We start from the raw sequence: 12,961 nt of genomic DNA on the forward strand, positions 1-12,961 counted from the left end.
AAGAAGACAGATAACCAACCAAACCCCCCCCCCCCCCCCCCCCCCCCCCCCCCCCCCCCCCCCCCCCCCCCCCCCCCCCCCCCCCCCCCCCCCCCCCCCCCCACCGGTGGACGTACGGGCCCGAACACGCCACGCCCGCGTGTTCGGGCCCGTACGTCGTCAGGGCCCCGTGGCGCCGGTGAGCCTGCGCTCACAGCGAACAGTTGACAATGCGGGATGGCGCCCGCCGACCAGCGCGTTAGGGTCCGTAGATACGAGGGCAGGGGAGTAGCCGTAACGGCGCCGGCGGAGCACGCCGCGCCCTCCCCGCGCCCCAGAAGACGACGCTGAGACGGCCCTGGGCCGTCCGACAACGAGCAGGTGGACACGTGACGATCCCGATGCCTTCCGCCGCCGCTGAGCCGACCTTCGGTGGCCTCGGCGACCAGGTCTACAACCGGCTGCTCGGCGAGCGGATCATCTTCCTCGGCCAGCCGGTCGACGACGACATCGCCAACAAGATCACCGCGCAGCTGCTGCTCCTCGCCGCTGACCCGGACAAGGACATCTTCCTTTACATCAACAGCCCGGGCGGCTCGATCTCGGCCGGCATGGCGATCTACGACACCATGCAGTACATCAAGAACGACGTGGTCACCATCGCCATGGGCCTCGCCGCCTCGATGGGCCAGTTCCTGCTGAGTGCCGGCACCCCGGGCAAGCGCTTCGCGCTGCCGAACGCCGAGATCCTCATCCACCAGCCCTCCGCGGGCCTGGCGGGCTCCGCGTCGGACATCAAGATCCACGCCGAGCGGCTGCTGCACACCAAGAAGCGCATGGCCGAGCTGACCGCCCAGCACACCGGTCAGACCGTCGAGCAGATCACCCGCGACTCCGACCGGGACCGCTGGTTCGACCCGCAGGAGGCCAAGGCGTACGGCCTCATCGACGACGTGATGACCACGGCGGCCGGCGTTCCGGGCGGAGGCGGCACCGGGGCCTGAGCCCCGGACGACTCGCCACCCAGCCGACTCCAGCCCCTTTGACCGCCACCAGGACGGTGAACCTCCAGATGAACAACTTCCCCGGCCGTAGCCTCTACGAGCGCCCGGACGCCCCGCAGGCAGAGTTCCAGGGCCAGCCCGCCGAGTCCCGCTACATCGTTCCGCGCTTCGTCGAGCGCACCTCGCAGGGCGTGCGCGAGTACGACCCGTACGCGAAGCTCTTCGAAGAGCGCGTGATCTTCCTCGGCGTGCAGATCGACGACGCGTCGGCCAACGACGTCATGGCGCAGCTGCTGTGCCTGGAGTCGATGGACCCCGACCGGGACATCTCGATCTACATCAACTCGCCCGGCGGCTCCTTCACGGCGCTGACCGCGATCTACGACACGATGCAGTTCGTCAAGCCCGACGTCCAGACGGTCTGCATGGGCCAGGCGGCCTCCGCCGCGGCCGTGCTGCTCGCCGCCGGCACCCCCGGCAAGCGGATGGCGCTGCCCAACGCCCGCGTGCTGATCCACCAGCCGTACAGCGAGACCGGCCGCGGCCAGGTGTCCGACCTGGAGATCGCCGCCAACGAGATCCTCCGCATGCGGACGCAGCTGGAGGACATGCTGGCCAAGCACTCCACCACGCCGATCGAGAAGATCCGCGACGACATCGAGCGCGACAAGATCCTGACCGCCGAGGAGTCCCTCGCGTACGGTCTGGTCGACCAGATCGTCTCGACCCGTAAGACGGCCGCCTCGGTCTGATCGCGTACCGTCCAGAAGTGAGCCGGACACAACGCCCCCTTGGACCGGGTTGACCGAGTCGGTCCAAGGGGGGCCCGTACGGGGGGCCCGGCAAGGTACCGTCGATAGGCAAGCACCCGGGTCCGCGGAGCAATGCGGATCCCAGGCGAAGGGGAAGCACCTCGTGGCACGCATCGGTGACGGCGGCGACCTGCTCAAGTGCTCGTTCTGCGGGAAGAGTCAGAAGCAGGTGAAGAAGCTCATCGCGGGACCTGGTGTGTACATCTGCGACGAGTGCATCGACCTCTGCAACGAGATCATCGAGGAGGAGCTCGCCGAGACCTCCGAGGTCCGCTGGGAAGAACTGCCCAAGCCCCGGGAGATCTACGAGTTCCTGGAGAGCTACGTCGTAGGCCAGGAGCCCGCCAAGAAGGCGCTCTCGGTCGCCGTCTACAACCACTACAAGCGGGTCCAGGCGGGTGAGAACGGTGGCGCGCGCGGCGGCGACGACGGCATCGAACTCGGCAAGTCCAACATCCTGCTGCTCGGCCCCACCGGCTCCGGCAAGACGCTGCTCGCGCAGACGCTCGCCCGGATGCTCAACGTCCCGTTCGCCTTCGCCGACGCGACGGCGCTGACGGAGGCCGGCTATGTCGGCGAGGACGTCGAGAACATCCTCCTCAAGCTGATCCAGGCCGCGGACTTCGACATCAAGAAGGCCGAGACCGGCATCATCTACATCGACGAGATCGACAAGGTCGCCCGCAAGAGCGAAAACCCGTCGATCACCCGTGACGTCTCCGGCGAGGGCGTCCAGCAGGCCCTGCTGAAGATCCTGGAGGGCACCACCGCCTCGGTGCCCCCGCAGGGCGGCCGCAAGCATCCGCACCAGGAATTCATCCAGATCGACACGACGAACGTGCTGTTCATCGTGGGCGGTGCGTTCGCCGGCCTGGAGAAGATCATCGAGGCCCGGTCCGGCGCCAAGGGCATCGGCTTCGGCGCCAACATCCGCTCCAAGCGGGAGATCGAGTCCAAGGACCAGCTCCAGGACGTCATGCCCGAGGACCTGGTGAAGTTCGGGATGATCCCGGAGTTCATCGGCCGGCTGCCCGTGCTGACCTCGGTGCACAACCTGGACCGCGAGGCGCTTCTGCAGATCCTGCTGGAGCCGCGCAACGCGCTCGTCAAGCAGTACCAGCGCCTGTTCGAACTGGACGGCGTGGAGCTGGACTTCGACCGTCCGGCCCTGGAGGCCATCGCCGACCAGGCCATCCTGCGCGGCACCGGCGCGCGCGGCCTGCGCGCCATCATGGAGGAGGTCCTCCAGTCGGTGATGTACGAAGTCCCGTCCCGCAAGGACGTGGCCCGCGTCGTCATCACCGAGGACGTCGTTCACTCCAACGTGAATCCCACGCTGGTGCCCCGCAACCGCGGCGGCGAGTCCGGCGAGCACCACGAGAAGAGCGCATAAGCCGCCCGTTCCCCCCGCACGGACGGCTGGGGCCGCCCCGCGACCACCGGTCGCGAGGCGGCCCTCGTGTTTGCCCCCGGCCCCCGGCTACTGCGCGGTACGGGTCTCGCCGCGTACGACGGCGGTGGTGTCCGCGTACTGCGCCAGGTTGATGTCCGAGGAGGAGCGCAGCGCGCCGTTCATGTACAGCAGCACCGCGGCGGTCGAGCCGTCGGCCCAGCCGCACACCGGCGCGTAGCCGAACTTCGCGTTCTTCACGACCTCACAGTCGATCGTGACGCCGCCGGCCTTGCCGGGCCGGAACGTCTCGCGCTGCCGCACCACGGTCGTCTCGCCGTCGCTGGTCACCCCGGTGAACATGCCGTCCACCACACGGTCCGGATCGGGGATGGTGCCGTAGCCACCGGAGATCATCAGGGCGGTGCCGCGGCTGTCGCGGGCGCCCCGGTAGCGGCCGATCTCCTGCGTCATCCCGGGCGGCGGCGAGCCCAGCCTCAGGCCCTCGCGCTGCAGCGCCGCCTTGTCCTTCTCCAGCGTGTACGCGCCGTCGTCGACCGTCCTGGGCGTCGTCAGCCGCATCCGCTCCCCGCCGTCCTCCTCGGACGGCTTCGCGTCGGACGAGCCGGGGCGGCCGGAACCGGTCGTGGGCGCGGGGGAGTTACCGCCGCCGCGGGCCCGCACGGGATCGCCGTTGTCACCGCCCGAGGTGAGCATCACGACCCCGCCGATGATGGCGCCCACCAGCACGACACCGGCGGCCACCCCCGCGATGATCTTCCCGGTGCTGCTGCCACCGGGCGGCCCGGGCGGCCCCGGGGGACCGGGCGGGGGGAACTGCGGCGGCTGCATGGGCTGCTGCGGGGCCTGCGGCTGCTGCGGAGCGCCGTACCCGTACGGGCCGGGCGGCGGTCCCTGAGGGGAACCTTGGGGCGGTCCCTGGGGCGGCCCCTGGGGCGGTCCGAAACCCCCGCCCTGCTGCGGCGGCTGCCCACTCCCCCCGTACGGCCCCTGCGGCGGCTGCCCGCTGCTCCCGTACGGGCCCGGCGGCGGTTGGCTGAAGCTCATTGCGTGTCCCCCCTGGGACGGTCGGTACGGTCGCGGCGGTTACTTCTCGTGGCGCACCGCGTCACGGATCTGGCGGGTCTTCTCGGAGAACTCCTGGGCCGAGAAGGCGGCGCCGGTGGACTTGCCGGGCGACTCCACCCCGCTGTTGATGGCGATGCCGACCGCGCTGGAGTCGCCCCATACGCACCACGTCACCGTGCTCGTCGCGGTGAGGCCGCTCTGCGACAGGGTGGCCTTGACCGCCTTGCACTTCATGACCGAGCCGTCGAAGCCGTCCGGTGAGAACTCCGTCACCGGGGTGACGGTCTCCACCTTGGCACCCCGGGTGTTGCTCTTCTCCGACTTCTCCTCGATCCCGGCGATCATCTTGTTCACCGTGCTCTTGGGGTCGGCGACCTTGCCGTAGACACCGGTGAGGGTCAGCGGCTGCCCCTTGCCGTTCGCGTAGGTGCCCTGGACGCCGGTGCCCTCGGTGATGCCCAGGGCCTTGGTCTTCGGGTCGGCGGACTCGTCCTTCTTCGTGTCCTTGCCCTCCGCCTTCTTGAACGTACCGTCGAGCAGCTCGGACGGCATGGAGATCGTGTACGGCTGCACGTCCCCGCCCGGCCCGAAGGCGTAGTACGCGCCCACGCCGATGCCCGCCACGGCCGCCACCGCCAGGATGCCGAGGGTGATCTTCACGCCCTTGCCCTTGCCGCCGTTCTGCGGCTGCTGCCCGTAACCGGGCTGCTGGCCGTAGGGCGCCTGCGGCTGCTGGGGATAGCCGGGCTGGGGAGCCTGCTGCGGGTAGCCGTACGGCTGCTGCGGGGGAACCTGGCCGCCCTGCTGCGGGTAGCCGCCGTACCCGGGCTGCCCGACCGGCTGCTGCGGCGGCTGCCCGTACGGAGCGGGCTGCTGCGGCGGCTGGCCGTACGGGCCGGGAGGCGGCTGGTGGTAGCTCATTGGGCGGGTTCCCCTCGTGGCAACTGACGGCGCCCGATGACGCCCGTCACAGTTGATGTCTGTGCGTCGCCAACATCCTGTACGACGCCACTGTCAGCCGGTCCTCCGGGGGCCAAACCGATTCGAGACTGCGACATCCGCGCCCGTACACTGAGCGTCGTGACCGAGAACACTCAGCAGAGCCCCCGAGACGGCGGGCCGAACAGCAGCCCCACTGAACTGCCGACCCAGTACGCGCCGGCCGAGGTAGAGGGGCCGCTGTACGAGCGCTGGGTGGAGCGGGGGTACTTCGAAGCGGACGAGAAGAGCGACAAGCCGCCGTACACGATCGTCATTCCCCCGCCGAACGTCACCGGATCGCTCCACCTCGGGCACGCCTTCGAGCACACCCTCATCGACGCCCTCACCCGCCGGAAGCGGATGCAGGGCTACGAGACGCTGTGGCAGCCCGGTATGGACCACGCCGGCATCGCCACCCAGAACGTCGTCGAGCGCGAGCTGGCCAAGGAGGGCGTCTCGCGCCACGACCTGGGCCGGGAGGCGTTCGTCGAGCGGGTGTGGCGCTGGAAGGGCGAGTCCGGCGGGCAGATCTCCGGGCAGATGAAGCGCCTGGGTGACGGCGTCGCGTGGTCGCGCGAGCGGTTCACGATGGACGAGGGCCTGTCCAAGGCCGTCCAGACGATCTTCAAGCGGCTCTACGACGACGAGCTGATCTACCGCGCCGAGCGCATCATCAACTGGTGCCCGCGCTGCCTGACCGCCATCTCGGACATCGAGGTGGAGTACCAGGACGACGAGGGCGAGCTGGTCTCGATCCGGTACGGCGAGGGGGAGGCGTCCATCGTCGTCGCCACCACCCGCGCCGAGACGATGCTCGGTGACACCGCTGTCGCGGTCCACCCCGAGGACGAGCGCTACCGCCACCTGGTCGGCACGGAGATCGAGCTGCCGCTGACCGGCCGCCGTATCCCGGTCGTCGCCGACGAGCACGTCGACCCGGAGTTCGGCACCGGCGCGGTCAAGGTCACCCCGGCCCACGACCCGAACGACTTCGAGATCGGCCGCCGGCACGACCTGCCCAACCTCGCGGTGCTGGACGAGCGCGGCGTGATCACCGCGCACGGCCCCTTCGAGGGCCTGGACCGCTTCGAGGCCCGCTCCGCGATCGTCGCCGCGCTGCGCGCCGAGGGCCGCATCGTGGCCGAGAAGCGCCCGTACACCCACTCGGTCGGCCACTGCTCGCGCTGCAAGACCACCATCGAGCCCCGGCTGTCCATGCAGTGGTGGGTCAAGGTCGGCCCGCTCGCGCAGGCCGCCGGTGACGCGGTCCGCGACGGCAAGGTGGACATCCATCCCAAGGAGATGGAGTCCCGCTACTTCGGCTGGGTCGACAACCTCCACGACTGGTGCATCTCGCGCCAGCTGTGGTGGGGCCACCGCATCCCGGTCTGGTACGGCCCGAACGGCGAGGTCGTCTGCGTCGGCCCGGACGACGAGGTGCCGACGGGCGACGGCTGGACGCAGGACACGGACGTCCTGGACACCTGGTTCTCGTCCGGCCTGTGGCCGTTCTCCACCCTCGGCTGGCCGGAGAAGACCGCGGGCGTCGAGAAGTTCTACCCGAACTCGGTGCTGGTCACCGGCTACGACATCCTCTTCTTCTGGGTCGCCCGGATGATGATGTTCGGCCTGTACGCGATGGACGGCACCCCGCCGTTCAAGACCATCGCCCTGCACGGCATGGTCCGCGACGAGCGCGGCAAGAAGATGTCGAAGTCCTTCGGCAACGCGGTCAACCCGCTGGACTGGATGGACAAGTACGGCTCGGACGCCGTCCGCTTCACCCTGGCCCGCGGCGCCAACCCGGGTACGGACGTGCCGATCGGCGAGGACTGGGTCCAGGGCTCGCGCAACTTCGCCAACAAGATCTGGAACGCCACCCGCTTCGCACTGATGAACGGCGCGACGGTCGAGGGCGAGCTGCCCCCGGCCGAGCGGATGTCGGCGACCGACCGGTGGATCCTCTCCCGGCTCAACACGGTCGTCGCCGAGGTGGACGCGTACTACGACGATTACCAGTTCGCCAAGCTGTCGGACACCCTCTTCCACTTCGCCTGGGACGAGGTCTTCGACTGGTACGTCGAGCTGTCCAAGACGACCTTCATGGCGGGCGGCCCGGCCGCCGACGCCTCGCGCCGGGTGCTCGGCGAGGTCCTGGACGTCACCCTGCGTCTCCTCCACCCGGTCGTGCCGTTCGTCACGGAGACGCTGTGGACGACGCTGACCGGCCGTGAGTCCCTGGTGATCGCCGAGTGGCCGGCTGACAGCGGCTTCCGTGACGCGGCGGCCGAGCGGGAGATCGAGACCGTTCAGCAGGTCGTCACCGAGGTCCGCCGCTTCCGGTCCGACCAGGGCCTCCAGCCGGGCCAGAAGGTTCCGGCGCAGCTGGAGCTGGCCGGTACGCAGCTCGCCGCCCACGAGGCCGCGATGCGGTCGCTGCTGCGCCTCCAGCCCGCGGGCGAGGACTTCACCGCCACCGCGTCGCTCCCGGTCGCGGGCGCGACGGTGGCGCTGGACCTGTCGGGCGCCATCGACGTGGAGGCCGAGCGCAAGCGGCTGTCGAAGGACCTGGCCGCCGCCGAGAAGGAGAAGGCGCAGGCCAACGGGAAGCTCGGCAACGAGGCGTTCCTGGGCAAGGCCCCGGAACACGTCGTCGCCAAGATCCGTACGCGGCTGGAGACGGCCGAGGCCGACATCGTGCGCATCAGTGCGCAGCTGGAGGCCCTGCCCAAGGCGTGACGCCGGGCGCCGGGGCGGTCCCCGGCGCGTGGCTCTCCGCAGGCCCCTCGTCCTTACAGGCGGGGGGCCTGCGCCGTCCCGAGCCGCGCCGGTCGCCGCGTTCCCGTACCGGCCACAGCAGGACGTACGCCGTCGACACGGCCACGAACGCCAGCCGGATCAGGCCGCGCGCCGAGTCGTCGGGCACCACGAAGACGCTGCCGTACAGGATCAGCAGCGCCAGCCAGCTCCACCAGGGCACCAGTCGTCGCTGGCCGATGACGTCCCACAGCAGCGTGCCGAGCAGTACGGACGCGGTGTAGTACGTGTAGACGCTGGGGTCCAGGACGATACGGGCGTTGGCGCCCAGCAGGACGACCGCGGCCCAGCGTCCCCGCCACACCGCCAGGCAGCCCAGCAGCAGGCCCAGCGCGAACTGCGCCGGACGGTCCCAGCCGGGCGTCTCCGGGTCGGCCACGCCCAGCCAGCGCAGCGCGGATGCCGGATGGTTGGGGATGGCGAACTTGGCCGCCGAGAACGAATGGAGGTCACCGACGAAGAACGGCAGCCAGGCCACCGCGACCAGGCCCGCCATCCACAGCCCCGCGCGCAGCCACTTCTCCTTCGGCAGCGCGAGCAGCAGCGGCACGAAGGCCAGCGCGGTCGGCTTGGAGTCCATCGCGAGGGCCAGGAAGGCACCGGTCAGCGCGGCGTTGCCGCGGGTCACCGACCGTACGGCCAGGGCCGTGAAGAACAGGGCGAGGACGTCGTCCAGGTGCCCGAAGCGGACCGAGACCTCGATCCACATGGGGATGAAGGCCAGCCCGGCTATCAGGACGCGCTGCCGCAGCCGCTGGTGGTTGGTGCCGGTGCCCAGGAAGTGCCAGGCGGCGCTGCGGCCGGCCAGCACCACGATCACCAGGCCGAGCAGCGACATCAGGGCCGCGGCCAGGAACTGGCCGGTGTGCTCGGGGAACGGGTTGAACAGGCCGGCCACCAGGAAGCTGACCGGGCCCATCTGGAGTTCGGGGTGGTGGGCGTAGAGGTTGAGGCCGCCGGTGCCGTCACCGGAGGAGCCCTGGTAGATCAGCTCGCCGCCGGTGCGCAGGTAGTGCCAGGAGAATCCCCCGTTCGGCTCGACCACGACGAACCACAGCACGGTCCACGCGGTGAGCAGCACCAAGTGCATCCGCTGACTGATGGCCGGGACACGCACGTTCTTCAGCTCCTGACCCTGCCCGGCGGCCCGGTGGCCGTACGCCGCCGCCCCCGGGACCCGTTTCTTCCGGATTTCTTCGATCTTCGTGTCGGTCAAGGCTCACAGAGCCCGCCGGGGAAGATGCGGGCAGGGGGGTGGTGCGTTGCCCCGGGACGGCGATCAGAGGCGTGCGTCACGGTGGGCGGCGGCCGCCGGGTTCTCATCCGCCTCTCATCGAGACGGTGGACCATGGGCCCGCAAACGGGAGCGAAACGTACGTATCCAGCCGCATGCGCCGTCCAGCGACGAGGAGCCGCGCCACCCATGAACAAACCCCTGCGCCGTGTCTCGGTCTTCTGCATCCTGCTGATCCTCGCGCTGCTGGCGTGGGTCACCTGGCTGCAGGGCGCCAAGGCATCCACGTTCTCGGACGATCCGCATAATCCACGCGTTTCCATAGCCAAGTACGCGAATCCGCTGGGCAACATCCTCGTCGACGGACAGCCGGTGACCGGCTCCACCGCCACCGACGGCACCCTCAAGAACAAGCGGACGTACCGGAACGGCCCGCTCTACGCCCCCGTCACCGGCTTCACCTCGCAGATCTTCGGCAGCAACCAGCTGGAGAGTCTGTACGGCGACCTCCTCGACGGCTCGGACAGCCGCCTGCAGACCCCGGGCGACGCGCTGACCCGCCAGCGGCCCAAGGGCGGCGACGTGGCCACCACCATCGACTCCAAGGTGCAGAAGGCCGGTTACGACGCACTCGGGAACAAGACCGGTGCGGCGGTCGCCCTCGACCCGGCCACCGGCAAGATCCTCGGCATGGTCAGCACGCCCTCGTACGACCCGGGCAAGTTCGCCGGCTCCGGCAGCGGCGACCAGAAGGCGTGGAAGGACCTGTCGGGCGACAAGAACCACCCGGAGATCAACCGCGCGCTGCGGCAGCCGCTGCCGCCCGGCTCCACCTTCAAGCTCGTCGTCGCGGCGGCCGCGCTGGAGAACGGCCTCTACTCCTCCGTCGACGAGGCCACCGACAGCCCCGACCCGTACGTCCTCCCCCACACGCACACCACGCTGAAGAACGAGAGCGCCTCCGCGCCCTGCAAGAACGCGAACATCCGCACCGCGCTTCAGTACTCCTGCAACACCGTCTTCGCCAAGATGGCCGCCGACCTGGGCCAGGACAAGGTCCGCGCGCAGGCCGAGAAGTTCGGCTTCAACGACGGCAAGCTGGACACCCCGGTACGGGCCGGCAAGAGCCTCTACCCGCAGGGCATGGACAAGGCGCAGACCGCGCTCTCCGGCATCGGCCAGTTCGACGACACCGCGACGCCGCTCCAGATGGCCATGGTCTCCGGTGCCATCGCCAACGGCGGCGAACTCCAGAAGCCGCAGATGGTCGACAAGCTCACCGACAGCGGCGGCAACACCCTCCAGCAGTACGAGCCCGAGAAGTACGGCAAGGCGATCTCGCAGCGCACCGCCGAGCAGCTCCAGTCGTCCATGCGGACCGTGGTCGACGAGGGCACCGGCTCCAAGGCCAAGATCGACGGCCTGACGGTCGGCGGCAAGACCGGCACCGCCCAGCACGGCGTGGACAACGAGGGCACCCCGTACGCCTGGTTCGTCTCCTACGCCAAGGACGCCAAGGGCCACCAGGTGGCCGTCGCCGTCATGGTCGAGGACAGTGACGCGGCCCGCAGCGAGATCTCGGGCGGCGGGCTGGCGGGCCCGGTGGCCAAGGCGATGATGAAGGCGGCGCTGTCGTAGCGGCACCGGCCGCGGGCCGTCGCGGCACCGGCCGCAGGCCGCCACCGACCCGTGTCGGTGGTGGCTCGTAGACTGGAGCCGTGAGCGACGACCGCCCCCGAAACGACGACCCCGACCCGATCCCCGGCCCGGACGGCCAGGCCGACCCCTTCGAGGAGATGGTGGAGGCCGAGACCGGCAGGGATCCCGACCTCGCAGTGATCGAGGCCGGCAGCCGCACCCTGCGCGCGCAGGCCGGTCCGCCCCAGGGGGACGGCATTCCCGCCCGCCCCGAGGACCCTGAGGTGGACCGCGCGCTGCGCGAGGTGGAGGCCGAGCTGGCCGGCCGCTGGGGCGAGACCAAGCTGGACCCCTCGGTACAGCGCATCGAGGCCCTGATGGACGTCCTCGGTTCGCCGCAGCGCGGGTACCCGTCCATCCACATCACCGGCACCAACGGCAAGACCAGCACCGCCCGCATGATCGAGGCCCTGCTGACCGCCTTCGACCTGCGTACCGGCCGGTACACGAGCCCGCACGTGCAGTCCGTCACCGAGCGGATCAGCCTGGACGGCGCCCCCATCCCGGCCGAGCGCTTCATCGAGACGTACCGGGACATCGCGCCGTACGTGCAGATGGTCGACGAGCAGCAGCAGTACCGCCTCTCCTTCTTCGAGGTGCTCACCGCCATGGCGTACGCGGCGTTCGCGGACGCCCCGGTGGACGTCGCCGTCGTCGAGGTCGGCATGGGCGGCACCTGGGACGCCACGAACGTGATCGACGCGGACGTCGCCGTCGTCACGCCCATCTCGCTGGACCACACCGACCGCCTGGGCGATACGCCCGAGCAGATCGCGGGCGAGAAGTCCGGGATCATCAAGAAGGACGCCACCGTCGTCCTGGCGCAGCAGCCGGTGGACGCGGCGTCCGTGATGCTCAAGCACGCGGTCGAGGTAGACGCCACGGTCGCCCGCGAGGGCATGGAGTTCGGCGTGATCGGCCGCGAGGTGGCGGTCGGCGGCCAGCTGCTGACGCTGCGCGGCCTGGGCGGTGAGTACGAAGGCATCTTCCTGCCGCTGTACGGCGCCCACCAGGCGCACAACGCCGCGGTGGCACTCGCCGCGGTGGAGGCGTTCTTCGGCATCGGCTCCGAGCACGCCCGCACCCTGGACATCGACACCATCCGCACCGCGTTCGCCGCGGTGGCCTCGCCCGGCCGCCTGGAGGTCGTACGCAACAGCCCGACCGTCATCCTGGACGCGGCGCACAACCCGGCGGGCGCGCGGGCCGCGTCCGAGGCGGTCACCGAGGCGTTCGGTTTCAGCCGACTCGTCGGGGTCGTCGGCGCGAGCGCGGACAAGGACGTGCGGGGCGTCCTCGAAGCTTTCGAGCCGATCTTCGCCGAGATCGTGGTGACCCGTAACTCCAGCCACCGCGCCATGGACCCGGACGAGCTGGCGGCCGTCGCGGTGGAGGTCTTCGGCACCGAGCGGGTGCAGGTCGAGCCCCGGCTCGACGACGCCCTGGAGGCGGCGATCACCCTCGCGGAGGAGGAGGGCGAGTACTCCGGAGCCGGCGTGCTGGTCACCGGCTCCGTGATCACGGTCGGCGAGGCCCGGCTGCTCCTGGGAAGGAACTGACCATGCGCACGCTGTGTGCGAGCACGCTGATCGGCGAGTTCTTCGTGATCGGGTTCGCCGGTCTGGTCGCGATGCAGACCTCGGGGCACTCCACGGCCACGGTCTGGACGGTCAGCGGTGTCGCGATGGTGCTGTGCGTCCTGCTGTGCGGCGTACTCACCCGCCCCGGCGGCGTGCAGCTCGGCTGGGCCCTCCAGGTGGCGCTGATCGCCAGCGGCTTCGTGGTGGGCACGATGTTCTTCCTCGGGGCGGTCTTCGCCGCGCTGTGGTGGGCGTCGGTGCACTTCGGCCGCAAGATCGACGAGGCGAAGGCCCGCTGGGCGGCCCAGGCCGAGGAGGGGCCGCAGCCGGGCACGGCGTAGCCACGGCTTCCGGCCCGGACCGGCCCTGGGCACCCG

10 protein-coding genes are annotated in these 12,961 nt (G+C 70.3%); 7 read left to right on the forward strand and 3 right to left on the reverse strand.

Features of this window, described 5'->3' with window-relative positions:
* The first annotated feature begins 380 nt into the window (after positions 1–380).
* The 3 genes from ACZ53K_RS36415 to clpX all read left to right on the forward strand — a co-directional run bounded on the left by ACZ53K_RS36415 (position 381) and on the right by clpX (position 3,188).
* Positions 381–983, forward strand: a complete 603-nt coding sequence (locus tag ACZ53K_RS36415) for an ATP-dependent Clp protease proteolytic subunit (protein ID WP_030643979.1) — start codon at positions 381–383, stop codon at positions 981–983.
* Positions 984–1,051: 68 nt separating this feature from the next.
* Entirely contained in the window at positions 1,052–1,735 is a 684-nt protein-coding gene (locus ACZ53K_RS36420) for an ATP-dependent Clp protease proteolytic subunit (RefSeq protein WP_468845654.1), read from the forward strand.
* 163 nt (positions 1,736–1,898) lie between these two features.
* The gene (gene clpX / locus ACZ53K_RS36425; RefSeq protein ID WP_073761420.1) at positions 1,899–3,188 is read left to right on the forward strand and encodes an ATP-dependent Clp protease ATP-binding subunit ClpX; all 1,290 of its coding nucleotides are present in this window, start codon (positions 1,899–1,901) and stop codon (positions 3,186–3,188) included.
* 87 nt (positions 3,189–3,275) lie between these two features.
* On the opposite strand, the gene ACZ53K_RS36430 is transcribed toward clpX, so the two are convergent.
* Together ACZ53K_RS36430 and ACZ53K_RS36435 are read right to left on the reverse strand one after the other, a co-directional pair.
* Positions 3,276–4,253, reverse strand: coding sequence for a hypothetical protein (locus ACZ53K_RS36430; RefSeq protein ID WP_468845531.1), 978 nt, complete (start codon positions 4,251–4,253; stop codon positions 3,276–3,278).
* Between the two features lie 39 nt (positions 4,254–4,292).
* On the reverse strand, positions 4,293–5,195 hold the full coding sequence (locus ACZ53K_RS36435) for a hypothetical protein (RefSeq protein ID WP_468845534.1): 903 nt from the start codon (positions 5,193–5,195) through the stop codon (positions 4,293–4,295).
* A 159-nt stretch (positions 5,196–5,354) separates the two neighbouring features.
* Here ACZ53K_RS36435 and ACZ53K_RS36440 point away from each other — a divergent pair, with 159 nt between their 5' ends.
* On the forward strand, positions 5,355–7,994 hold the full coding sequence (locus ACZ53K_RS36440) for a valine--tRNA ligase (RefSeq protein WP_468845537.1): 2,640 nt from the start codon (positions 5,355–5,357) through the stop codon (positions 7,992–7,994).
* Here the strand turns inward: ACZ53K_RS36440 and ACZ53K_RS36445 are convergent.
* Positions 7,960–9,162: a hypothetical protein gene (locus tag ACZ53K_RS36445; protein ID WP_468845656.1), complete on the reverse strand. Its 1,203-nt coding sequence runs from the start codon at positions 9,160–9,162 to the stop codon at positions 7,960–7,962. The two genes, ACZ53K_RS36440 and ACZ53K_RS36445, sit on opposite strands and share 35 nt — an antisense overlap.
* Positions 9,163–9,495: 333 nt before the next feature.
* Here ACZ53K_RS36445 and ACZ53K_RS36450 point away from each other — a divergent pair, with 333 nt between their 5' ends.
* From ACZ53K_RS36450 to ACZ53K_RS36460, 3 genes are all read left to right on the forward strand, one after another.
* Entirely contained in the window at positions 9,496–10,944 is a 1,449-nt protein-coding gene (locus tag ACZ53K_RS36450) for a peptidoglycan D,D-transpeptidase FtsI family protein (RefSeq protein WP_468845540.1), read from the forward strand.
* Between the two features lie 80 nt (positions 10,945–11,024).
* Positions 11,025–12,563, forward strand: a complete 1,539-nt coding sequence (gene folC, locus ACZ53K_RS36455; RefSeq protein ID WP_468845543.1) for a bifunctional tetrahydrofolate synthase/dihydrofolate synthase — start codon at positions 11,025–11,027, stop codon at positions 12,561–12,563.
* 2 nt (positions 12,564–12,565) lie between these two features.
* Positions 12,566–12,925 carry a DUF4233 domain-containing protein gene (locus ACZ53K_RS36460; RefSeq protein ID WP_361144235.1) on the forward strand — a complete coding sequence of 120 codons (360 nt, stop codon included), beginning with the start codon at positions 12,566–12,568 and terminating at the stop codon, positions 12,923–12,925.
* Positions 12,926–12,961: the final 36 nt, after the last annotated feature.

It is taken from the genome of Streptomyces sp. NPDC033221, from assembly GCF_055577005.1.

Excerpts from the sequence above, each read along its gene's own strand:
- ACZ53K_RS36415 (WP_030643979.1), top strand. The coding sequence starts at position 381 with ATGCCTTCCGCCGCCGCTGAGCCGACCTTCGGTGGCCTCGGCGACCAG.
- ACZ53K_RS36420 (WP_468845654.1), top strand. The coding sequence starts at position 1,052 with ATGAACAACTTCCCCGGCCGTAGCCTCTACGAGCGCCCGGACGCCCCG.
- ACZ53K_RS36430 (WP_468845531.1), bottom strand. The coding sequence starts at position 4,253 with ATGAGCTTCAGCCAACCGCCGCCGGGCCCGTACGGGAGCAGCGGGCAG.
- ACZ53K_RS36435 (WP_468845534.1), bottom strand. The coding sequence starts at position 5,195 with ATGAGCTACCACCAGCCGCCTCCCGGCCCGTACGGCCAGCCGCCGCAG.
- ACZ53K_RS36445 (WP_468845656.1), bottom strand. The coding sequence starts at position 9,162 with ATGCACTTGGTGCTGCTCACCGCGTGGACCGTGCTGTGGTTCGTCGTG.
- ACZ53K_RS36450 (WP_468845540.1), top strand. The coding sequence starts at position 9,496 with ATGAACAAACCCCTGCGCCGTGTCTCGGTCTTCTGCATCCTGCTGATC.
- ACZ53K_RS36460 (WP_361144235.1), top strand. The coding sequence starts at position 12,566 with ATGCGCACGCTGTGTGCGAGCACGCTGATCGGCGAGTTCTTCGTGATC.